At 41.3% G+C, this 23796-nt stretch carries 19 protein-coding genes and 1 tRNA gene; 8 read left to right on the top strand and 12 right to left on the bottom strand.

Translation table 11 applies throughout. From position 1 onward, the window contains the following. The first annotated feature begins 431 nt into the window (after positions 1–431). Entirely contained in the window at positions 432–3311 is a 2880-nt protein-coding gene (locus ACEN82_RS25430; RefSeq protein ID WP_495644036.1) for a sensor histidine kinase, read from the top strand. A 397-nt stretch (positions 3312–3708) separates the two neighbouring features. Here ACEN82_RS25430 and ACEN82_RS25425 read toward each other — a convergent pair whose 3' ends face one another. From ACEN82_RS25425 to ACEN82_RS25405, 5 genes are all read right to left on the bottom strand, one after another. Further along, positions 3709–4224, bottom strand: a complete 516-nt coding sequence (locus ACEN82_RS25425; protein ID WP_091174940.1) for a glutathione peroxidase — start codon at positions 4222–4224, stop codon at positions 3709–3711. Positions 4225–4266: 42 nt separating this feature from the next. After that, positions 4267–4692: an rRNA maturation RNase YbeY gene (gene ybeY / locus ACEN82_RS25420; RefSeq protein WP_176626352.1), complete on the bottom strand. Its 426-nt coding sequence runs from the start codon at positions 4690–4692 to the stop codon at positions 4267–4269. Then, the gene (locus tag ACEN82_RS25415) at positions 4692–5114 is read right to left on the bottom strand and encodes an ATP-binding protein (RefSeq protein WP_090532819.1); all 423 of its coding nucleotides are present in this window, start codon (positions 5112–5114) and stop codon (positions 4692–4694) included. The genes ybeY and ACEN82_RS25415 overlap by 1 nt, the downstream gene beginning before the upstream one ends. A gap of 1 nt (position 5115) precedes the next feature. Beyond that, on the bottom strand, positions 5116–8445 hold the full coding sequence (locus ACEN82_RS25410) for a DUF4175 family protein (RefSeq protein ID WP_413320928.1): 3330 nt from the start codon (positions 8443–8445) through the stop codon (positions 5116–5118). 201 nt (positions 8446–8646) lie between these two features. Beyond that, entirely contained in the window at positions 8647–9084 is a 438-nt protein-coding gene (locus tag ACEN82_RS25405) for a hypothetical protein (protein ID WP_090532817.1), read from the bottom strand. A gap of 488 nt (positions 9085–9572) precedes the next feature. Here ACEN82_RS25405 and ACEN82_RS25400 point away from each other — a divergent pair, with 488 nt between their 5' ends. Continuing rightward, positions 9573–10286, top strand: coding sequence for a hypothetical protein (locus tag ACEN82_RS25400; protein ID WP_413320929.1), 714 nt, complete (start codon positions 9573–9575; stop codon positions 10284–10286). A gap of 514 nt (positions 10287–10800) precedes the next feature. Here ACEN82_RS25400 and ACEN82_RS25395 read toward each other — a convergent pair. Beyond that, positions 10801–11172: a hypothetical protein gene (locus tag ACEN82_RS25395; RefSeq protein WP_413320930.1), complete on the bottom strand. Its 372-nt coding sequence runs from the start codon at positions 11170–11172 to the stop codon at positions 10801–10803. 387 nt (positions 11173–11559) lie between these two features. Here ACEN82_RS25395 and ACEN82_RS25390 point away from each other — a divergent pair, with 387 nt between their 5' ends. Both ACEN82_RS25390 and ACEN82_RS25385 read left to right on the top strand, forming a co-directional pair. Next, a complete protein-coding gene (locus ACEN82_RS25390; protein WP_413320932.1) occupies positions 11560–11829 on the top strand; it encodes a hypothetical protein in 270 nt (89 codons plus the stop codon). A gap of 28 nt (positions 11830–11857) precedes the next feature. After that, the gene (locus tag ACEN82_RS25385) at positions 11858–12199 is read left to right on the top strand and encodes an EF-Tu C-terminal domain-related protein (protein WP_413320933.1); all 342 of its coding nucleotides are present in this window, start codon (positions 11858–11860) and stop codon (positions 12197–12199) included. A gap of 64 nt (positions 12200–12263) precedes the next feature. On the opposite strand, the gene istB is transcribed toward ACEN82_RS25385, so the two are convergent. From istB to ACEN82_RS25370, 3 genes are all read right to left on the bottom strand, one after another. Further along, on the bottom strand, positions 12264–13010 hold the full coding sequence (istB, locus tag ACEN82_RS25380; RefSeq protein WP_067191677.1) for an IS21-like element helper ATPase IstB: 747 nt from the start codon (positions 13008–13010) through the stop codon (positions 12264–12266). A gap of 19 nt (positions 13011–13029) precedes the next feature. Further along, positions 13030–14562: an IS21 family transposase gene (gene istA, locus ACEN82_RS25375; RefSeq protein ID WP_413320934.1), complete on the bottom strand. Its 1533-nt coding sequence runs from the start codon at positions 14560–14562 to the stop codon at positions 13030–13032. A gap of 161 nt (positions 14563–14723) precedes the next feature. Next, the gene (locus ACEN82_RS25370; protein WP_413320935.1) at positions 14724–15422 is read right to left on the bottom strand and encodes a toll/interleukin-1 receptor domain-containing protein; all 699 of its coding nucleotides are present in this window, start codon (positions 15420–15422) and stop codon (positions 14724–14726) included. A 980-nt stretch (positions 15423–16402) separates the two neighbouring features. Here ACEN82_RS25370 and ACEN82_RS25365 point away from each other — a divergent pair. Then, positions 16403–16476 (top strand) — tRNA-Pro (locus ACEN82_RS25365). Positions 16477–16727: 251 nt separating this feature from the next. Here the strand turns inward: ACEN82_RS25365 and ACEN82_RS25360 are convergent. Further along, on the bottom strand, positions 16728–17420 hold the full coding sequence (locus ACEN82_RS25360; RefSeq protein WP_413320936.1) for an FISUMP domain-containing protein: 693 nt from the start codon (positions 17418–17420) through the stop codon (positions 16728–16730). A gap of 497 nt (positions 17421–17917) precedes the next feature. On the opposite strand from ACEN82_RS25360, the gene ACEN82_RS25355 reads away from it, so the two are divergent. The 3 genes from ACEN82_RS25355 to ACEN82_RS25345 all read left to right on the top strand — a co-directional run bounded on the left by ACEN82_RS25355 (position 17918) and on the right by ACEN82_RS25345 (position 22406). After that, positions 17918–20341 (top strand): TonB-dependent receptor domain-containing protein, encoded by a 2424-nt coding sequence (locus ACEN82_RS25355; protein ID WP_413320937.1) that lies wholly within the window; start codon positions 17918–17920, stop codon positions 20339–20341. Between the two features lie 817 nt (positions 20342–21158). Continuing rightward, positions 21159–21602 carry a hypothetical protein gene (locus ACEN82_RS25350; RefSeq protein ID WP_413320938.1) on the top strand — a complete coding sequence of 148 codons (444 nt, stop codon included), beginning with the start codon at positions 21159–21161 and terminating at the stop codon, positions 21600–21602. Between the two features lie 294 nt (positions 21603–21896). Continuing rightward, complete coding sequence (locus tag ACEN82_RS25345; RefSeq protein WP_091174909.1) at positions 21897–22406, top strand: DUF695 domain-containing protein; 510 nt, start codon at positions 21897–21899, stop codon at positions 22404–22406. Between the two features lie 56 nt (positions 22407–22462). Here ACEN82_RS25345 and ACEN82_RS25340 read toward each other — a convergent pair whose 3' ends face one another. Both ACEN82_RS25340 and ACEN82_RS25335 read right to left on the bottom strand, forming a co-directional pair. Continuing rightward, entirely contained in the window at positions 22463–23014 is a 552-nt protein-coding gene (locus ACEN82_RS25340) for a DUF4256 domain-containing protein (protein WP_413320939.1), read from the bottom strand. A gap of 200 nt (positions 23015–23214) precedes the next feature. Continuing rightward, positions 23215–23796, bottom strand: a complete 582-nt coding sequence (locus tag ACEN82_RS25335; RefSeq protein WP_189549080.1) for a YdeI/OmpD-associated family protein — start codon at positions 23794–23796, stop codon at positions 23215–23217.

Below are 23796 nucleotides of genomic sequence, written 5' to 3'. Positions count from 1 at the left end.
TGGTGAATCATTGAAAAATGGCTCCGACGCAAGGATATTGCGAGTAAGGGATTTTGATGTCCCAACTGTGCCATATTTAATGTTTGCTGTTATCATTTATTGACGAGCTAAAGATAGGAAAAGTTTTGTTTTAACTAAAGATTTGTGATTGTCTTGTCACTTTGGCTATTACCATTAAATTGAAGGCCATTTTGTTCACAGAGATAACTTGTACCGAAGATAACTTGAGCAGAGACCGGTGCGTCCCCACAAGCCGAACGGCCGGGACACTTATATAATAAATATTTACAGGCGAGCTGCCTATATTTAGATGGATATAACTATGTATCATTTCTTTTTAAATTTATCGGTGATACAACAAAACAAAGCGATACACCGTATCATTGCATATTGATAAAAAGCAGCGATGTTAAATTGATACAAATTATAGAATGCCGCTAAAAAGCCCCTTTTTTAAACTTTTAATATTAACACTGTTTCTGTTCCCGGGCCGGATATATGCCGACATTCCATATCAGTTAGTTTACCTGAAAAATTATAGCGCCCCTGATGGACTGCCCAGTTCAAGGGTTAACTATTTAATGCAGGACAGCAGGGGTTTTATCTGGCTGGCCACCGATAAAGGCGTAAGCAGGTTTGACGGCCAGCACTTTAAAAACTTCACATCGGCCGATGGGCTGGAAAACAATGAGTGTTTCCGAATTGCCGAGGATAATTATCACCGGATCTTTTTTTACTGTAATAACTACCGGGTTTGTTACTATGAAAACGGGCTTATACATAAGCTTAATTCGCCTCAAAAAGTAACCGTATTACCTTTTGCCAATTTCTTTTTTAACCGTTATAATGAGCTCTGTGTAAATTACAGGCTTAGTACCAAAGTTTACCATTTTGAGGAATTGAAATCGGAAAGACATGCTATCCGGCATTTGAACGGGTATATTTACGGTTCTGACGGAGAAGAGATCATCCTATCTGAAAACGACCTTGATATCCTCGAAGAAGAGCTTAAGGCCGGCCAGTTAAGTTTTCAAACCGCCAATACCAATATCAAACCTTACCGGTTGGCTTTACAGCAAAATTATTTGTTATTGATAACTAAAGACTGGGTACGTGTTTATCGGTATCAAAAAACCGGGATCATCCCGCTCAGTAAAATCTTTTTTACCGGGAATGTAACTTCAGTATACCTTACCGGCAAAAATACGTTTGCCGTTACAACGGTAAAACAGGGCACCTACATTATTAACTATCTTTCCGGCGAACGGAAAAATTACCTTAATAATAACATCACTACAGCCACGGTTATTGACCGGGAAAATAATTTATGGTTTGGCAGTTATGACAAAGGCTTCTTTTTAAGTACTAACCCCGAAGTAAAAATCATTAACAAAGAAAGCGGGCTGGCCAATGAAGATGTTTTAAAACTGGCCATTGCAGGAGGCTACCTTTTTACCGGGCATGTTTTAAGCACACTGAGTTATATGAAACTTGGCGCAAATCAAACGCCTCCGATTGGTACTATAACTATAAATCAAGACAGGTCTGACTTTAACCGGATAACCAATCTGCTTACAATTCCGGGCAACAGGCTCATGATTGGTACCGATAATGGCATATTCAGATTAGATATTTCGAACAAGAACCCGGCGTTATGGCATCCCGAAAGTTATTTTGAAGGCCCTGTAAAATTTGATGGCCCTATAAAAGGAATCACTCATCAACATGATACAGTGTATTTTATTTCACAAAATGCCGTTGTTGTAATATCAAATCAGTTCAAACGTCTAAAAGGTTATAGATTCAAGCCTATACGCATGACATCTCTTACCTGCTATAAAAACAAGCTGCTGATAGGTTCACTTTATGGGTTATACCAGTTAATGCCCACTACTAATGATATTACCTATGTGCGTATCCTGGCCAATAAAGGAATAAATGTTGTTAAGAGCCTGGCATCAAATAATGATGTATGTGCGATAGGCACCGAAGCCCAGGGGGTGTTTTTGTGGACTGGGGAAAAAATTGTTCAATTTAGATCTCCTGCTATTTTTTCAGGCGATATCCGTAAACTGGTATGGACAGATGCCCATACACTATGGGTCTGTACCGCAAACGGTGTAAGCATTATCAGCTTCTATAATCATTATCAAAATTACCGCATAAGTTTACTCAATACCAGTAACGGGCTCCCCTCGGACAACATTGCCGATGTGGTGCAGAACGGCCATGATTACTATATAGCCACAGATCAGGGCATAGCCGTCACTCAAAATTTAGGGAATACCGCCCTGCCTAAACCGGTGTTGATTAATGATGGGATACCCGGAACTCAAAACAGCTTTACTTACGGCCGGCCTGTTGTATTTAACTGCGTTGCCCTATCCTACAAAAGCATGGGCAAAATACAATACCGCTTCAGGCTTAAGGGGGTTGATAAAAATTGGAGCGTCGCGCCTTCCGGCGAAAAACGGTTCGACCTGCTGCCCCCCGGAAACTATGAGTTAGAAGCCCTGGCTGCCGACCGTTTTAACCAGTTAAGCCAGCCGCTCATTTTTAAATTTGACGTTATGCCTTTATGGTACCAACAGCTATGGCTGCAGGTGGTGGCTGTATTAAGTGCCATAATCATCGCTTTCCTGTTGGTACGGAAATATTATCAATCCATCATCGGCTTACAAAAAAAGGACTATGAAAATGCCCTTGCCCTTCAGCGCGAACGACAGCGCATCAGCAGTGAGGTGCATGATGATTTAGGGGCAAGCATCTCCGGTATTAAGCTCAGGACCGAATTACTCAGCCGCAAAACGGCCGATCAGCCGGCTTTTAAGGAGATTGACGCTATTCATGAAGCCATTACCGATATATCTACCCAGGTAAGGTTAATTATCTGGAGCCTTGATGCCGAAAACGACGAAGTAAGCAACCTGGCCGGCTTTATTCATAAACAAGCCATTAAAATATTTGAATACAGCAATATTGACCTCCATGTAAATGCCTCCGTCAGTGAAACTCCGGTTACCATCAGCGGCGAAAAAAGGCGCCAGGTATACCTCCTTGTTAAGGAAGTATTAAACAATATTGTCAAACATTCGGAGGCACAAAACGCGTTTCTGGAAATCAATCTTTACAAAAACCGGCTGCAGATCAGCATCCGTGATGACGGGCGCGGATTTGACCCTGATGTGCGCAAGCACGAAACCATGGGCATCCGGAATATTCACACGCGGGCAAAAAGATTGAACGCCGAACTGAAAATTGATACCGCCCACGGTAAAGGCACATCCATCGGCCTTAAACTGAACCTTTAGCGTATACCCCATAATAGGTATAAAGAAAGCCGGGATAATTTAGGAAATTAGCATTTTATATTTACCGAAAAGCATGCTCCAGATAGTTTTGTTAGAGGATAATTTACATTACCGGCGCGGGCTGGAACAGAAGAAACTAAAAGGCCTTGTTAAAATTAACTTCCCTGTTAGTGATCTTTAAAGCCTAAACCTTATCATTACCATAATTCATTGCCGCCCGGCTTCGCGAGTACTTGTTATTCACCTTTGCACAATTATAATCACCAGCCTAAAGGATCAATCCCGCTTTAACAGTAAAGGGACAATAACCAATTGGTCATTTGCCCCTTTATTTTGTTCAAACCTATCCTGCGCAACCGGAACTATCGCCGGCAGCCTGTGCCTTAAAGGCAAAGTCTTAGTTCAGATATTTGGTGATATCTTCAGATAGTGGAGTGGTTTGCGACCTGAAACGGTGGATCAGTTTGCCGTTTTCGTCTATCAGAAATTTTTCGAAATTCCATTTGATGTCGCCGGTAAAATCAGGGTTTGGAGCAGTTGTTAAGTATTGGAACAACGGATCGATATCCAGGCCCAAAACGCTAACCTTACCGCTCATAGGGAATTTTACGTTAAAGTTTTCTTTGCAAAAGGTTTTTATATCCTGGTTGGTACCCGGCTCCTGGCCGCCAAAGTTATTGGCCGGGAAACCTACTACAACCAGCTTGCCTTTGTATTGCTCAGATAATTTTTCCAGGTCGGCGTATTGCTTGGTGAAGCCGCATTTTGAAGCTGTATTTACGATCAATACTTTTTTGCCTTTGTATTTAGCCAGGCTAAAATCTTTGCCATCAATAGTTTTCAGTTTAAAATCATATACTGAAGAAGGCGCGGTGGCAAATAATAAGGCGATGATGAGTGCCAGTGTTTTCATGGTTTTTACAATTGATTTTTATAATCCACTATAAAAGTAAGGCTAAAAATTTCTTTTAGCTAAGTACTCATCTTCTTTTTGTGTCATTTTTTGTTTTGTAACAACACTTTTATCCGTATAGCCCAACAAGTGCAGCGCGCCGTGAATAATAACACGGTGCAACTCATTGGTTTCGCCTGTTTTAAATTTGGCGCCATTTTCACGGATGCGGTCTATCGAAATAAAGATATCGCCAACTATCTCCCCCTCCACTTCCGAATTATCAAAAGTAACGATATCGGTATAGGTATCATGATCAAGGTATTGCTGGTTTATTTGCAGCAGGTAGGCGTCTGAGCAAAAAATGTAATTAAGCTCCCTCAGCTTAAAGCCCTCGGCAATTACCGTCTCTTTTATCCACTGCCTTAATTGTGCTTTTTGTTTCGGTTTAAAAGTAGTGTCTTCTTCAAAAAAATTAATCGCGGGCATCAGATCTTAAAGTGAAGTTCAATTTCATTCCCCGAGGCGTTAAAGATACATTGATCGGCGAGGTGCTTAATGATAAACACACCGCGACCGGTCAGGTTCTCGAGATTTTCGGGAGCTGTGGGATCGGCAAGGTTATTATAATCAAAGCCAGGGCCTTCATCGGTAACAGTCCAGATAATACGCTTGGATTCAACCTCGGCATTAACAATCACCTTTTTAGTCTCGTCCTGCTTGTTCCCATGCATAATGGCGTTAATAACCGCTTCGTTAAGACAAGTCATCATGTTGGCAAAAGTATCTTCCTCAACATGATATTTATCAGCAATTTCTTCTATCAGCTGCTCAAGCAACGTTATGCTCTCCGGTTTTGACGGCAGCTGCAACGTATATAGCTCGCTGGTTTGAACATTTGCCTCTTCCATATTATTTGGCATTAAGTTGATCAAAGTAAGATTTTATTTTTTGTTTATAATACAAATTAAGTGCCGGAGATACCGTTCTGATCTGCTCCGTCTGCTTTGCTTTTTGTTGTTGGTACCCCTGCAGTGCCTTTATGTATCCCGGTGGCAAATCCTTACCCGCATTGCTTTCCCTTTGCTGATCCTGATCTCTTTGCTGCTCGGCCTTTTCGGCCTCTAATAACCGGGTTTGTATTTGCTGCTGCCTTTTTAGCGCGTCATCTGTAATCTTCCTGTTTACGAGATCACGTTCGGTTTGTTCCATTTCTTTCGAAATTTTATCCAAATTGCCCAATCCCCCTGTTCCATCTTTATTTTCATCCCTGTCAATTTGTTGCAAAGCCTGCCGTATCATCTGCTGTTGACGTGCCATTTTAGCAAACTGCTCGCTCATATTACCGCTATTGCCCTGTTGCCCTTTACCCTGATTGCCTTGTTGCTGCATCTGTTCGCGGGCCTTTTGCATATTTTGATTAAGCTGCTGCTGCATTTTTGCCAGTTGCGATATGGACTGCTGTTTGCCCTTGCCTCCTTTACCACCCTTGTTCATCATTTTCTGCATTTGCTCAAGCGCTTCACTTAGCATCAGGGCAAGGTTGTTCATGGATGTCATGGCGTATTGCTGATTACGATTGGCTTCAAGTGTACGCCTGTCGCCCAAAAATTCGAGCGCCTGATCAATATGATCGTTAATACTGGCAATCTCCTTATTCACTGTCGACTGGATCTGCGGCACCCTCCTGCTGATAGCATATAGGCTGTCTTCGGCCGTTTTCAAGTTGTCTTTTATATCCTTTTGATTTTGCGATAAAGTAACATATGACGGATCTGTAGGATTGGTGTTTTTAAGCGTTTGCATCAGCTTTTCCTGGTTAAACGAGCTGTTAACTAAGCTCTTTAACAACTCTCTCAGCTGCTGTGCGTCAACGGCATTCTCTTTTGATTCGCCTTCGTCGCTATCCTTTTGCATTTTGGCAGCGAGATCTTTCATCTGCTTTGCTGCCTGCTGCTGCGATTTTGAAGCCTTTGCATTATCTTTTTTTTGCAGATCGCCGGCGCTTTGATCCATCTGCTGTTCAATATCTTTGGTTTCCTTCTCTGGATTTTGATAATCTGATTTACGTTCGGCCTGCCCATTGACCTTCTGCAACTCATCGAAGCCTTTCTTCACATCCTGAAAATCCTGCTTCAGTTTATCCTGTTGCTGTTGCAGGTTCTTCTGATCGGCACCGGGCTGTTTGGTTTGATCAGATAGTTTTTGCTGCTCGTCGGCCAGCTTATTCAACTGATCGAGGTTTTGGTTAAGCTTTTGTTCAAATTCCAGCTTTTTATAAAGTTCCAGCACCCGGTCAAGTTCTTTTTTCAATGATTTATTATCCATCTGCATTTTGGATAGTTCATCGCGGGTAGCATCTTTTTGCTGCTCATTTAGCATTTGCTGCAGGTTTTGAAGGAGCTCCTTTGTTTTTTGATCAAGTACATTGTTAAACAAATCTTCAATTTGCTTTTGCTTAGCCCGTATCTCTTCGGTTTGCTGCTGGTTTTCCTGCCGGTTGTATAAATTCTTTTTATTGTCGGCCTGGATATCTTTCACCATGTCTTCCAGGTCTTTCCTTTTTTGCATCAGGTCTTCCACCTGCTTTTTCTCATCGAAAGAGAGCGTGTTTTTGTTCAGCAGGTTTTGATTTAGCTTTTGCGCGTCGCGCTCAACCTGTCCGGCCAGTTTAATAGCCGATTGCATTTTTTCTTTTATGGCCTTTGATCCGGCATTTAACTGCTGGTTAATCTCCTTGCTGTCAGGGACATTTAGTGTATGTTTTGCTGTACGGGCTGTTTTATGCCCGGCGACGCCATCGTTATCGGCAACCTCAAAAAAGTAACTTACATGATCGCCGGGAGTAATGCCCATGTCCTTGAGGTTCCAGTAGTAAAAAAAGTCGGCCTGTGTTTGGGACAGATCTGCATTAACCTTTTTGGTAAATTCCCTTTCCTTGCTGTTGCCTGTAGCCTCGATGGTATAATGAAACGTGAGCGATGAAAAACCATGATCGTCCTGGATTTTACCGTTAAAGTAAAATGCTTTCATACTTACCGAATCCGGCTTTTCATCAATAGCAATGGATGGCGCTTCGTCAGTAACAACGTTGATGCGATATGTAGCCGAATCACTTTGGTTCACCTGGGCATTAACCGGTAAAAGCTTATAGACCGAATTTTTCAATACCCGTTCACGATGTTCAAACAAATCGGCGCTGCTTTGCACTGCCGGACGGCTTTGTCCGTTCATATCAAACATGAGCGCACTGGCATATTGGGTATGCAATTGCCAATTCACAGTTGTACCGGCAGGAATAATCAAATCGCCGGCATTGAGCAGCCTTTCATTTTTTTTATGGAGGTAGGCCGGATAATTTAGGTCAACGTCAAAGTGTAACAGTGCCGGCTTTTGATTTACCTTGATTTCGTAAACAGCCGAACTAAAGCCATTACCCGAAAACTTAAAGCGGGTATTTTGCTGCAGGTTGCTGAACTGGTAATGAAAACGGCTGATGTTATCCTTATCCAGTTTAAATGTATTTTCTCCGGTTTCAACATAAACATCTGCGGGCAGCTTATCGCCTTCCAGTTTAAGATCGAGCTTTAAATCACCCCCCTGCACAACTGAAAGTGTTTTGTTCAATACAATAAACCTGAACGGAGCAGCAGGAACAAAATATTCGTTATGCCTGATCAATCTTTTAGTACTTTCGGTTAATACAGAAGGCGCAGCTAAAGCAATAATGATAATTACCCCCAGCGGACCAAGCGCCCATTTTAAATATTTGGTATTTTCTTTAAGGTTGATAGCAGATGGAAAGCTTACCGGTTTAAGCGCCTCTATCTTTTGGTCGATACTGGCCTCGATGAGTGCACGGTGGCTTTCATCTTCGGCAGCGAGCTTTTTTAACTGCAGGGTATTGAGCAGTTTATCATGCACATCGTTAAAATGCCTGCCAATAATTTCGGCAGCTTCATCATGCGTTAAAGTTTTACCCAGCTTAAGCCAGGCCAGCAATGATGGCAAAACCAGCCAGCAAACAAGCACTGTATTAAGCAGGATAAAAAAGTAAAAAAGAATGGTACGCAGCAGGATACTGAAATTGCCGAAATATTCGCTTAAGGTAATTACTACGTAAGCTGAGAAAAGGCCGGCACCTAAAAATATTAATCCGCGCAAAAAATTATTGAAATAATACTTCCGGGTAAAAGTATTGATTTTGCCAAGCAAAAGTTCATAATTTTCTGTCGAGGCCATACTACATGTGGAAAACGTTAAATAAACACGCCTTATTAAACGCAAAAGCCATGTATTATATATAACACGTGTTGGTTTAAGTTAAAAATTAAAGCAATAATAATAAAATGTTAATTGTTTATGACAATTAAAATTGAATCCCCCTCTTTATTGGGAAATACATGGTTTTAAACAATGATAATAGGCAAAATTGGGAAAATCTTATTCCTGCTCCTCAACTGTTTCTTCCTCAAAATCTGGAGATTCCAGCTTATGCAGCCAAATACCGGCTATCCCCGTAATTGAATATGGAAATATAATTACAGCTATGGAAGATACAGCCGAAACCTTTTTCTCAAAAAGTAATTCAAAAAACGGGAGCATAGTAATTATCAATATAGCTATGGTTAAAACCTGTTTTACATAAAACGGCTCTCTCTTTTTTGATAAAGAGTATACTGCCACCCAAAATACAAAGGCGAAAGGAATAGTAAGCAGCAGAACCATATCTGCAAAAATGATATAGTCTTTTTGGATCTCTGCAATAAGGCTTATTTCAGGGTTCTCGATAATAAACCATGACAGCACAAGGTGGAGCAATGGCGCTATGATCACCATCAGCAACCAAACTTTTAAACTATATATAAATGACCTGTTCATAATTTATTAAGCGCGCAAACAAGATACATAGCAGTCAATAAAATAACAAGGCTACCCGGGTTAGTAAACGGTATCCGATTATTATTTAACACAGCAATTATAATCGTGATAACCCGGAAAATGCTTTTTTACATACGGCCGTTGCGCTGCCATAATTGCAGATTTAAAAACAACGCTGATTTAAGGGCCACGCCATTTAATTTAAAAGGTTTACATTAAAATATAGAACTGTTTTTTTATCCAAAAATTATATCTGCAACAGCAGAAAACCCTCTCCTAAAATAGTGGAGCAAAAATTTCGGCTTTCGGGGAGAAAACGTAGGATTTGGACCACAAATAACAAGTACGATTATTTATTTTAAATTTCTACATTAAATTAACCCCGGGTTAATTGCCGCAATATAAATTACCATAAAAAAGGGTGTTTTCACGGATTGTTAAGCGTATAGTTAATTATTACCTTGCATTAATTTAGCCACAGCCCTATCATGACCATTCCTATCCAACTCGATAAATCCATATTGGACTACTTTAGTGTAGGTGGCGTTTGGCAAAATATTTTATTTTACGCCACTATACTTTGCCTTTTATATATTAACATTTTGTTAACCCGTCGAAAGAAAAGTTATAAGCTGCAGCCAGTTGGGGACTTACCTGACGAAAAAGACGAGTCTGCGCTGACGACGGCAGATAGCGCCGGGCTCAAAACAAACGCCGCTTTAAATAAAGAAATAGCTACACTAAGAAACGAGCTTTTGGCTCTGGGCGAAAAATTGGAGCTTTCGTACATGAAATCGGAAAGACTTAATGGCCAGTTATCAGAAATATTGGATAGTGTTGAATTAACAATGGTCTACGATCATACCCTTTGGGAGTGGTCGCTGGATTTCAGCAGCAAAGAGATTACGCTTTCCGAATATGGCTTAAAGCTTTTCGGCTTTCCGGAAAATACAAAGCCCGTTTTAAATGAGGCCATCCATATTGTTGATCCCCGGCACCAGGACGCACTAATGGATGCTGTTGAAAAATCATTTAACACCGGTGCCGACTTTTCAATAACCTGTCTTGTTCATCCATTAAACGGCAGCCAGTCGAAAGAAATAAAGGCAGCAGGCTGGGTTTATTATAACGAGTACGGAACACCCCTAAAACTATCCGGGAAATTTTCAATTACCCATACCGAGCCACTGATGAAGAGGTGATTGGGCTTTACAGGTTCCGTTCACTCGCGGATCTGCAAGTGTTCAATTTTTAAAAGTGTGAACGCCCGCCTTCTTTCCATAAAAAAACATTGCTGACTGTCAGACACTTGCGTTTTCGCTAAAATGCTTTAAAAGCCGACTTGAACAACCACTCCCTGATAATCAACAAGTTACAAATTTTCATTTCCAAACATTGAACACCCGGTTTTTAAAAATTGAACACTGACAAGATCCTGTCAGTTTATTTGGAGAGATTAGCCCGTTAAGTAACCGGTTTAATCAGCCTGGCACTTGCACTGCAATCTGTTTAAAGCGCTAAGCCTTTTGAATGTTGTTCGGCGCCTTATTAATTCTTTTAACCGCTGTAGTTATAATTTGCAGCTTCATGTCATTATCACTAAAACATCATTATTTATTTCTGCGTTTTTTATCCGGCGTTGGTGTTACATTTTCAAAATCTACACTGGCCTCTCTTTTTCGCGGAGTTAACAATCTTGTTTTGTGCACAATGTACTCATTGTTCTTCCCTTTCTCTATTATAGAATACATATAGCGTTTGAGCGGTGAGATCTGTTGTTTTTTTCGCAAAATCGATCAACGTGGGAAGACTGACCATCCTGATCTTTGATAGTGAAGCATTACTAACACTCTGGCCAGAATCCTTTAAATTATATACAAAAGTTGGTTCGCTATTGTATTTGAGACATGGGCATTTTACAGTGAAGTATTTGTACTGTGATTCTATCCCGACATCCCACATCCTATCTTTCGGCGTTGTATTGGTGGTATCCAGCAAATAATAAACCGTGTCGATATTGTTGGCTACCTTTTGAGCCGAAGCGCTATAAATGTTAAGCCAAAGTATTACGATCAAAAAGTATTTCATAAACCAATTAGTTGCAATTTCCGGGTAATTTATCATTTGAGTTCAAAGAACTGTTATAAAAACTATTTAACTGCGCATCTGTTAGCGAGTATTTTGTTTTAATAGCATTATACGCCTGTTGTAAAGTAGCTGTTTCCGTCGCCGTTGCTGATGAAGCCATATAACATTGCGCTGGCATATCTTGGCAGTTGATAGTCCGTAGTTGATATAAGCATGTATGTTTCATAATAATTGTTGCAGCGATCAATAACCTCGAACTGTTTTGAAGCATCTATGAAACATTCTGTAAAATCGCTCAATCAAGCTTCTTTTGAAAGACAACGTGCTCTGTTCGCAGGCGGTTCGCAGAACTCAAATAAGTTGCTACCTTAGTAAAAAGCTCCATTTATGGAAAACAAACACGCCATTGAATTTCATTTACGTAAAGATGATGAACCGCTTAACATACAGCTGGAACCCGAATGTTTAATTTATAAAGTATCTCCCGGGAACGAAATAAAGTTTATTGCTGTTAACTATGATGCTGACTTTCATTGGAGTTTAAGAGTTGCTAATAAGGAAAGATGGGTACAGCTGTTTCCAGAAAGCAAAGGTAATTACGATATAGAAATTCATGAAAACGGGAGCTTGTTAGAGGATTGGTTTAAGTATATGTAAAGCCGTTGTAAGCTGTTAACTTAGTATTATGATTCCTAAACCTGATTTCATAGCAGAACTACATTACTACACTACAGAACAAGGGGGAAGAAGTACGCCTGCCTTTACTGGTTATCGGCCACAAGTGAAGTTCCCATTTAGTGAAATGCAAACATCTGGTTACCAAAAGTTCCTCGACAAGGATAAGGTAAATCCGGGAGAAACTGTAACCGCCGAGATAACAATAATATCAATTGATTACTTCAAACATCACATTTATCCAGGAATTGAATTTGAATTTAGAGAAGGCTCCAAAGTAGTAGGCAGAGGTGTATATTATGGAGATGTTGACCACCCTGTTTCGGGCCAAATTGACCCAGGGGTTAGCTGACTTTTGGGTTGCAGCAGATGCTATAAAAGCATGTACAAAAATAGTTATTTAAAAGGTAATTTCATTAATGGCTGTTTTCCGGTTCAACATTACGTTTTCTTCTCATAGATTCTCCCTTTAGCTCGATACGGTGTGCATCATGAACGATCCGGTCAAGGATCGCATCAGCAACCGTTTTTTCACCGATCACTTCAAACCATTTGCTCACCGGCAACTGCGAAGTGATGATCAGCGAGGTCTTACCGTGCCTGTCTTCAATGATCTCCATTAGTGCAGCCCTGCTTTGTGCATCAAAAGGCTGGATACCAAAGTCGTCGAGTATGAGCAATTGCTGCCTTTCGATCTTAGCCAGCTCTTTCATGTAGGAGCCGTCCGCCTTGGCCATCTTCAGTTTAGCGAACAGTTTGGGCGTACTGGTGTACAATACCCGGTAGCCCAATACACAGGCCTGGTAACCCACAGCAGAAGCAATATAGCTTTTACCGATGCCTGTACTCCCGGTAATCAGCAGGTTCTCGAAGCGGTCAACAAACGTACAGTCCGCCAGGCGCATGATCTGGTTGCGGTCGATACTTCGGTCGGCATGGTAGTGAACGTCCTCTATAGCGGCTTTATAGCGGAATCTGGCATAAAGGATCGTGCGTTCGATACGCCTGTTCTGCCGGTCGTCCCATTCTGCATCTACCAGGTGGGCCAGCAGTTCATCTGCCGTGTAATCGTTTGTTTTACCGGTTTCCATGCTGCTTTTAAAGGCATGAAACATGCCGAAGAACTTCATCTTCCGCAGTTTGTCTAAGGTGCTTGTGTTCATGTTATTGTTGTTTTAATGGTTATTTGTAATAGTCTTTTCCCCGGATATTACCATGATCAGGCATAGGTAGCTCATCGGCAAATATGCTTTCCTCATAGTTGTCCATCTTGTTTTCCAATATGGTTTGTATCGTTTTATAGCTATAAAGGCCGTAACTAAGCCCCCGCTGACAGGCCATTATTAACCTATCGTCTCCTGCTTTTTTTGCAAAGCCAAGTATCCCAAGGCAGGATTTGTAAGCCTGTTCGGGGTGTTGTTTACGCTCCAGTATCTGATGAATATATAGCCTGACATCTTCGTGAATAGAAGCCGCCCAATTGAGGAACATGTCTGGCGTCCAGTCACTTTTAAAGCGGTGAGCGCTGGCCATGTGTTCTTTGTCGGTAGTATAACCGTAGGGGTTCTTTTCGCGCGGGTGTAAAGCGATGCGCTCATAATTGTAGTAGATCTCTACAATGGTGCGGGAGTATAACAGCTTGACCTTTTTGCCGATGAAACGGTAAGGCACGCTGTAGTAGTGTTTATCAGGGCCGAGATTGACATGTCCATTCTTGATCACTCTGGCATAAAAGTGTTTTTTGAACTGGTAACGTAGGACAGGCAGCGGTGACAAGGTCCCACGCTCTATCTCTTCAAACTGTAGTATCCTGCTGTAATTGCGACCTTTAAGCAACTGGCTATTATGGACTTCCAGGGCCTGCCAGATTGCCGTATTGAGTTCTGATAAAGAATGGTAAATATGCTTGTTTAAAGGGGCGTATACCTTGGTATAAATGATCTTAACCGCACCCTCTACCAATGCCTTGTCGCGAGGGCGATACGCCCGAGCTGGTAGTATGGTTGTGCCATAATGGTCGGCAAAGTCTTCAAACGTTTCATTGAGCGTGGGTTCGTAGCGGCTGCTTTTGGTTACCGCAGCCTTCAGGTTATCAGGTACAATGGCGGCAGGAACGCCACCTATAAAGTGCAGGGTATTCTCACAGGCCGCGATAAAGTCCTCCTTTTGCTGGCTCATGACAGCCTCTACATAGGTGAGCTGGCTGGCCCCCAAGATTGCTACAAAGACTTCTACTTCAATGACTTCACCGGTTTCCTTGTCCGTATAGCTCATCTTTTCACCAGCAAAATCGACGTACAGTTTGTCCCCGGCCTTGTGATCCATGTGCATGGTCGGATTAACCTTGGTCTTCCACTGGTTGTAATACGTGCAAAACTGGGTGTACTTATAACCCTCGGGGAACTCCTTGATATAGGCTTCCCACAAGATCTGCCGGTTCATACCAGTCTTTTTAAGCTCTTTATCGACGTGGGGGAAACAGCGCAGCATGGATTGCATACGGCTGCTTGGCTGGTTGTTTTCCCTGGTCTTGCCGAAAAGGTCTTCCAGTTCCTTATCATTGAGGTTATTAACTTCTTCAAAGGTAAAGCCGCTCTTCTTAAGGACGGCCAGGTACTTTCTTACGGTATTCCGGGACGAATCAATCTGGGCAGCTATAAATCGCGTGCTGCGGCCCTGGCTGTTCATCCTTAAAATCTTTCTAATCTTACTCATGCTGATTGTCAAATTGGCCATCTTAGAACGGGTCTTTTGCCCTCAAAAGATGGTTGCTTCTACAGCATTTGCTACGCGTTTTGGTGGGTCAGTTTGCCCCGAAATACCATGGTCAGTTTGCCCCGAAACAATGGGTCAGCTTGCGCCGAAATAGTGTGGTCTCATTCATCATAATCTCCAAACTTAGCAGCCACTTCTTTCATTGTTTCCTCAGCTGTACTGAGACCGCTTCGTGAGGCAAGTAAGGGGCTGACGTCGCGTAAAGCCTCATAAGTCGTTTCATGCACAACCGGAATAAGTCGATCTCCCGCGAGTAGTGCGGAAAGTTCTTTATCAGCGATACCTTCCTTCGGAAGGCGACGCAGTAACGCAGGAGTTACTAGCACAATTCCTACTTTAGAGTTTGCCAAGCCCTTGTCTATGGCGCGGAGTAATGGAACGCCAAGACCGACATCTTTCTCACTAAACCAAACACGAACACCATTTGACTCTAATAAATCATGAAGCTCTTTAGCGGCACCCTGCCGATCATCCCATGCATGGCATAGGAATATGTCACGCAGATCAGGTTGATTTGATCGCTTCTCTACATTTTCTCGTATTGGTGTTAAAGAACGAACTTCGGACTCGGTGTAAAGAATGGAAGAACCAGGTCGTGACCAACGAGGCTTCCTACTTCTTCCCGAACTGCCGCCGCTACTTTGACGAACTGAAGAGCTTCCTGACGAGGAGTAAGATGGGTATGAATCATAAGACTGGTACGAACGGTAACTACTACTATAACGACTACCGCATGCGGGACATGCGGCTGCTCCACTCGCAGTGCGGTGTCCATATGTTGGCGCTGTACATCTTGCCATATTCTTTAAATTTTATTTAACCTCTTAGGTTTATTAGAACTAATTCAACAGCAAATATGTAATTTGCTGTTGAAAACTTTGATGAAGTTCTTCACATTACAGGAGCTTATGTTAATAACAGACGGCTCTTCAACTGAAGAAATACAGTACAATATAAGAAGTCAAAATACAAAAGCTATTCAAGGCTCTATAAACAATCGCTCTCCAAGCCATTTGCTTATGTTACCTTTTAAAGCGAACTGATCGAACCGTCAACCCCAACCTCCAGGATTGACTTTTCAATTTGAGCATCAATCAATCCAACAATTTAACTTCCCCTTATAAAGGGAATATTGCTATTTCTTTGGATTGGCAAAACTCAATTCTCGATCTATCAATCCAAACTTTGAAGTACCCCTATAAAGGTTAATTCTCTCTATTTGATGGATTGATTAATTCAATTTCCAATCCAGAATTTTACATTCCCCTATACAGTAATAAATTGTTAGATGGTTGGATTTATAAATTGATGTTTGATTGAAAGGGGATGCCAATACAACCGCTTATATTAAAAGTTAGAGATGTAGATTAGAGTGATAATGAATTATTAAGCAAAGTTACGCTTATAGCTGCTGAAGCGTTGCAAGGAACTACGGCATAAACACATGCCAACGCACCACCTTTCATTTATTCCGTTCCTCCTTGCACTTGATTGCTATAAGCGTGTTGAGGCATCATAATTCATTTATTCAATTAATACCAAATAGCATGAAAAGTAAGCCAACTTAACAACAATTTATCTGTGTACTACTTTGTGTACTACCAAACCTTATAAGAGCATTAACAATCAATTATAATTCAGCATCAATCCAGTAGATAACATATAGTCCAATAGAATACTCACAAGAGAAAAAACACATCATACAAGCCTTTTAAAGTACATTTACATTTTGAAATATCCCTGCAACAATTATATTTGCAGCCCGGCCATACATTTATTTCGGGATGTAGCGTAGCCCGGTATCGCGCCAGCATGGGGTGCTGGAGGTCGTGGGTTCGAATCCCGCCATCCCGACTTGAACACAAACGTTAAAGAGCATGTCTCAAAGGTAGTTTTACTGATGAGGTATGCTCTTTTGATTTCTTATTGCCTGGGCTTCGTCCTTACTGCTGTCCTCAATGTTAGCTTTACGGGTTATAAAAAATCCGGATAATGATTTCATTCACAATTTCCAATAGTCAATACTTTGCATGCGCGCCACAAGGCACAGCCTTGCGGCAGCGGGGGGCCTTTGATTATGCGTTTGGCTAAAGACATAGAGGCAATTATTTAGCCTGATTATCCCTTACAAACCTCACCGATTTTGGAGAGTCGGTATTATGTTCGCCGTCCACAAAGCAACCAAAACATTGCGTGTGATCATCACTGGAAGTGGTTCCATACAGCCTGCTTAAAATAAACGAATAATAAGTGGCATGAAAATTAACTTTTGCAGCCGGCAACGGAGCGGAGGTTAAAAACAGCGCAAGGTTTCCTGGGGTTTCGTTATATGGGCTGGCATAATATCCCGCCGGATAAGCATTAAACCCAGAAGTATTAGTTCCCTGTTTATCAGATGCCCCACGCACCTCCCATCCCGACGTAGATTTAAGCGCGAGCGACTCATTGTAATCCATTACAGAATTGCCCTCAGTATCTTTCTTGCTGGTAAAATTGCTCATTAGTTTATTAAAATCGGCAACAGTCGGTATACGCCAGCCAGAAGGCAGTTTTAAGTTCGCTAAATCGGCTTGAGTATAAAATTTCTTATAATTGGTATTGGGCACATAAAAAGTACCCTCTATACCTCCCTGTCCGTCATAGTTGACTGCCGTCCATTCTTGTTGCCCAATTTTAACAGTTGGATACACAGTGCTTGATATGATCACTCCTGAAGCATCCTCTTTTGTTGTGCTATCTTTTTTACAGGCGGCAAATAGCATTAAAAAAGATAAAAACAAAAGCAGAAGGAGTTTCATTGGTAAGGTTTTATCCAAAACTAAACAAAAACTTAGATATTCAAAACGACACATTTTTGGGTTCGAATCCCGCCATCCCGACTTAACCACAACGTTAAAGAGCATATTTGAGCAGTTTTTTACTGATTGAATATGCTTTTTGATTTTGTTTACGATCGTGTTTACAGGGGCGTTTACGGTTTACCTCTCAACAGTAAATATCAACAATTGGTGATCTCTTACCGCGGAGGTAACTGGATACGGGCGAAAAATTATAGAGCAGTTCAAATAGATTGTGACCGATCATGGCGCTCAGCTAATCGTGAACTTATATTCCGTAATTTTTTTAACTCCGAATTAATTTGAATAATCTGCAAACCCCATAGAAAACATTTCAATCAAGCATATTTTATTAAATAGAAATAAAAAAAGATCTTTTTTATAGCTTAGCGTTATATTTTTAAAAACACAACGAAGGATCGGAAACAAACCGACATGTCAAAAAACACGATCATTCTATGAAAAAAGCTTTCCTTACCTTTCTCCTTTTCTTAATGCTTACCCATGCTTTTTCCCAATCAACCGGCAATATTAAAGGTAGCATCACCGACAATTCAAAAGCCCCGTTGGAGCTGGTGAATATTATCCTTTACAAAACAAATTTCAGCGCCACCACAAATAATAAAGGCCAATACAGCATCAATAATATTCCTGCCGGAAATTACCAGGTCATTATTTCGCACATCGGCTATAAATCTGTTAAACAACATATACTCGTAAAAAACAATGACACTACTGAATTTTCCTATACGCTTCAGGCCGGCGTTATTAAGATATCTGCTGTTGAAGTACAAGGCGAAAGAGGCGTAGGAAGCATCAAAGCGTTACCCGAGATCGGCGGAACAAATATTTATTCGGGCAAAAAAAATGAAGTTGTTTTAGTTGACAGCGTCAATGCAGATATCGCACAAAATAAAGCCCGCGATGTGTTTGCAAAAGTACCGGGTATCACGTCGTGGGAGTTGGATGGTTCGGGCACTCAAACCAGTGTAGCGGCAAGAGGATTAAGTCCGCACAGATCATGGGAGTTCAATGTGAACCAGAATGGCTACAATGTTAATAACGATCTGTATGGTTATCCTGAGGCCATGTATAACCCGCCATTGGAAGCCGTACAGCAAATTGAGATCATCAGGGGATCAGCCGCTCTTCAATATGGCCCTCAGTTTGGAGGAATGCTCAATTATGTAATTAAACAACCCGATACCACGAAGTCATTAAGCATTGAAACCGAACAAACGTATGGCTCGTTCAATACCTCAAATTCCTTTGCTTCGGTAGGTGGAAAAAAAGGCAAGTTCACTTATTATGCTTTCTTTAATTACCGTAGCAGCGATGGATGGCGTCTTAACTCCAACTATAATTTCCTGAATGCTTATGCAAGTTTGCACTATAAGCCAACAGCAAAAATGGATATTGGTCTTGAATACTCAAGAGAAAACTATATGCAGAAATTTGCTGGCGGGCTTACCGACGCGATGTTTGCTGCCGATCCGCGCCAGTCAACCAGGAGCAGAAATTATTTTAACCCGATACTTAACCTCCCCGCTTTACTTTTTAATTACGCCATCAATAATAAAACACTATTGAATGTAAAAGCCTATACTTTTTTTGGGCAAAGAAACATGGTTATTGCCAGCCCAGGCTTAGCCACCAATGCAGATACCATCAGCAAAGCTACAGGCTCCTACGCGCCAAGAGAGATAAACAGGGACTTTTACAACAGCTATACTGTTGATGCAAGAATGATAAAAAAATACGATCTGTTCGGCCATGAGAGTGCCCTATCGGGCGGCTTAAAATATTCCAACGCTGCTACAAACAGAAAACAAAACGGAGAGGGAACTACAGGAACTAATTTTGACCTTACCCAAACCGGCAATTACGGTATTGCCCTGCTCTTTAAAACAATAAACTACGGGGCGTTTCTTGAAAACCTTTTCCGCATCACCGATAGGCTATCCGTTACCCCCGGCATCAGGTATGATAACCTCAAATCAACTTTAAACGGAACGGAATATAAAGTATATAAAAATTTTAACCCCGTATCGCTTTCAACCTCCAGGAACATCGTGCTGGGTGGAATCGGTGCGCAGTATAAGATCACTGAAAGCATTAATATTTATGGCAATTACTCGCAGGCATACAGGCCTATTCTTTATGCAAATCTTATCATCGGGTCGAGCACAGCGGTGATCGACCCGAATTTGAAAGACGCGAGCGGCCATAATGCAGATATTGGCATTAGGGGAAAGGTTAAAAAGATACTGAACTTTGATCTAAGCGCATTTGAACTGAAGTATAACAACAGGATAGGAAATATAACGCTGACTGATGGCAACGGAAAACCGTACACCTACACCACCAATGCAGGCAATGCGCTCACCGGGGGAGTGGAAGCTTTTGTTGAGGTTCACCTGCTTAATTTCAATACCGAGGACACTAACAATGATCTTTCCATATTTTCTTCTTACGCTTATAATCACGCCAGGTATTTGAATGGCAAAGCAGGCGTGGTTGATCTGACTGGAAAAACGTTGGAAGACGTTCCTCAATTTGTTAGCCGCTCGGGCATAAATGGCTCTTTACATAACCTCTCCGCTACCTTTTATTATTCATATGTTGGCGGATCATGGTCGGATGCGAATAATACAGCTGCTACCAAAACAAGTCCCAATATAGGCTATGTCCCACGATATCACGTGGCCGATTTTGCCCTGGGCTATAAGTTTTCCGACAAGTACAACATCAGGATCGGTATCAATAACCTGACAGATAATAAATACTTTACCCGCCGAACAGAAACGCTCGTTTACCTTGGCAATGGTATATTACCCGGCGACGGAAGATCATGTTATGTTACATTAGGTGCTAAATTTTGACAGCAGGATATCAACCCTGTTTTTGAACAATCGATGTCCAACCTATCTCCGCCGACCAATAGTTCGTATGCCTGCTTGCAAGATTGCTAAAATGCGAACCACATAGTTTAGACCGGCAGGGCGCCATTGTTCTTTTCCTATTCACCAATTTAGCGAGTTTAGCCCACCGCCGGGATAAAAAGTAAAGGCTATACAAGCGGGCGGATTTGTTCGTCTTTAGAGGAGCCATAACTACAAGATCTTTTATTTGTAACAGACATTCATTATGTTTTATAACAAGTTCATTGATTATCAACTATAGCATAAATAAGTATCAAAGGCCATCAAACCGAAGCGCAATATATGTGCCCTATACGGCGCCCGTCCTGAATATCATAGATATAAATGCCGGGGTAATCGTCTCCTCATCCCGACTTGAAAACAACAAAAAAGCATATCTGCACAGTAGTTTTACTGATTGGATATGCTTTTTTTATTTAAACAAATGCTTATATGCCGTAATTGATAATTAGAAATTTACGGAATCATCTACTGGTTGTAATTTTAAACGTTTCCGGTCTTTCCAGCCTTTTATCCAATCTTTTGCTGGAATTTCAATGAAAAAATAACAGGCAATAGAAATACAAATAAGCGCAACCAAAAAGGTATAAAATTGCAGTTCGGGGTTTACAACCCGTATTTTTTTGAAGAAAAAGCTAAGGAAAGATTTTATTGGATGTTGAAGGATGTACGCTGGCAATGCTCTTGTAAACAGCATGGTATTGATTGTACTCATCAAAACTGTTATATTAGGATTAAACTATTAACATCTAACTAAATGCTCAATTCTTCCATCATAACCATTGAAACAGAAACAGGAGAACGAGAAATTTATATAAGTCCTTTTTTATTGCAATCCAAAGAGCCGCCCAATCTTAAGTCTGGAACTATTGAGAAACTTTATTTTTATAACGATTTAAATGATGATGCTTATAAAGCAACTTTGGCTCTTGAGCCGATGAGGCATCAGTTTAAAACAGATGATTATATACTTAATTTAGGTCAGAATTTTGAAAACTATTATTTGGGTAGCTTTCATATTGATTTTAAAAACCGGCGTTGCTGGCAATGGGAGGGCAAACCCAATATGCTTACAGAACACGACGTAAAAAACCTGGGCGAAAACCTTTTTAATCCAAATGTTAAATCACGACAATTTACTTTATTTACACCTACCCGCCCTTCTGACTTTAACACCGGAAGATTAAGATATAAGATATAGATCAGGCCAATCATTTAGATCCCGCCGGCATCCATTATGGCTAATGCGCTCAAACCCTCAAAGACCCCTACTGGTCGAAGTTTAGCGCCAGCGTAACTTCGTCCCCCAATAAAGTAAGCATCCTGCTTGAAATCTGAAGCATTACCCGGAGATTCCGCCAGATAAAAATAAAGCCTCACTATACCATAAATTCAACCAGTGAACTTAAACCATATAATGCGTCGGGAACTCAATACCACTTGTTTTAGCCACATTGAATATCTATTTTAGCATCGCACAATACTAACCTTATCCATGCTACGTTACTTTCGCCTTATCATAGTTATTTTACTACAATTACTAATATTGGGTTGTAAGGCCCAGAACAAGCATACCATTTTTCCTCCCGAAAGTTTTTCAGTTATTGAAGCAAAATTACCAGACGGGAGGCCTGTTGTTGGATCTGTTAACACCGCCTATAAAAATTACGGCGAAAAGAAAAGCTATCCGTGGTGCCTGCAAATTCACGTTGCGCTTAAGCATGATAGTGTTATGAAAAATGGGCTACCGCTTGAGTCAGAAATAGACGTTGCTAATACGCTTGAGGACGAATTAATCAATGAAACGGGTAAAGTAGTAACCCTGCATTACATTGGCCATGTCTATAACGATTCCTTCTTAGATGTTTATGCTTATATTGATCATCCCGAGAAAGCAAACGAATATCTTCAGAAAAAAACAAAAGCGCCCGATGTAAAGCGAGAGTTTTCATTTGAAATAAAACAGGATAAAGAATGGGTAGAGGTTAAACCGTTTTTAGAGTAAGTACATGACCTCTTATATTTGAGTTCCCAACTCAAGCGACAGTGCAAAAGAAAAACTCAAACCCTCAACGCCCCTCTAAACCCCCGGGCAGCATAATATGACTCCGCCCCATTATGGTAAATAAATATGGCACCATAACGGTAATCAGCGAAGATGGCCCCGCCGAGCTTCCTGATATTGGCAGGGGTTTTGATCCAGCTTGAGGTTTTGGTATCAAACTTTCCAAGCTTTTGCAATTCGCGGTATTGTTCTTCGTTTAAAAGTTCAATGCCCATATCCTTCGCCATTTCAACAGCGCTGTTTCCGGGCTTGTGTTCTTTTCTGGCTTCCAGCGCTTCATGATCGTAGCAAACACTCCTGCGGCCTTTGGGGCTTTCTGCAGCACAGTCAAAAAAAATATATTCGCCCGTATTTTTATCGTAAGCAACAACATCGGGTTCTCCGCCGGTTAATTCCATTTCATTAAGTGACGATAGTTTTTCGGTATCGGCTTCCAGCTTGGCCTCTACCCCGGCCCATTCTATGCCGGTGTGGCGGTTCATGTTTTTCTCAAAACGGGTTTTTAGTATGCCGATAAGTTCTTTCTGTTGTTCTGGTGATAGCTTCATATTTATTGCAGGTTATGATTTATTGGTATACCTCGAAATGTTTAGGTTTTTTTATTCCCTCCCGAGGGAGGGGTGCGATGAGAATGCGCGGTGGCAGGGAGGGGTTTCATCGACACGACAAACGAATAAGCTTGTTTGCGCCTCCCTTCACCCTCCCCGTGGAGGGAATCGCACAATTCCCCGCTTTTTTGTTTTCTGTACTACAAATCATTCAACCCTTTACCGTTAAGGATTTGCGGCATCCATTTTTCAACTCTCGCCTCGCGGGTTGAGGCTTGTTTGGGTTGGGAAAAATGAAGGAGATACGCTTTTTGCCGTCCGGGTGTTAATGCTTCAAATGCGGTTTTAAGGGCGGGTATGGTATTTAATTTTTGTTGAAACTCCTGAGCGACGGCAAAATCTTCCGTCTGCTTTAAATTTACTTTTAGTCCTGCCTTTTCCACCTCAATTGCTTCATAAATATACGCTTTCAGGATACTCCTTTGCCCGGCTATTTCACCGGCATTGGTAAACCTGATTTGCCGCGCAGCTTGTACGTTTTCGGTTTGCTGAATAAGGATGTTATGGGTATCACTTAATAAAGCTCCCTTGAAAAATAAAAGCGCGCAATATTCTTTAAATACATGGATCAAAACGATGTTGCTTTCCCGAAAGGTATAACAGGGACAGCCCCATTTTAATTCTTCGGTCAATCCGCAATCAAGAACAATTGATCTCAATTGCTCTACTTCTTCCTGCCACTTCCCGGCTTTATTAAAATAAAAATCAACTTTGGGGTTCAT

The organism is Mucilaginibacter sp. Mucisp73, from assembly GCF_059491465.1.
This window is presented reverse-complemented; position numbering and strand designations above follow the sequence as displayed.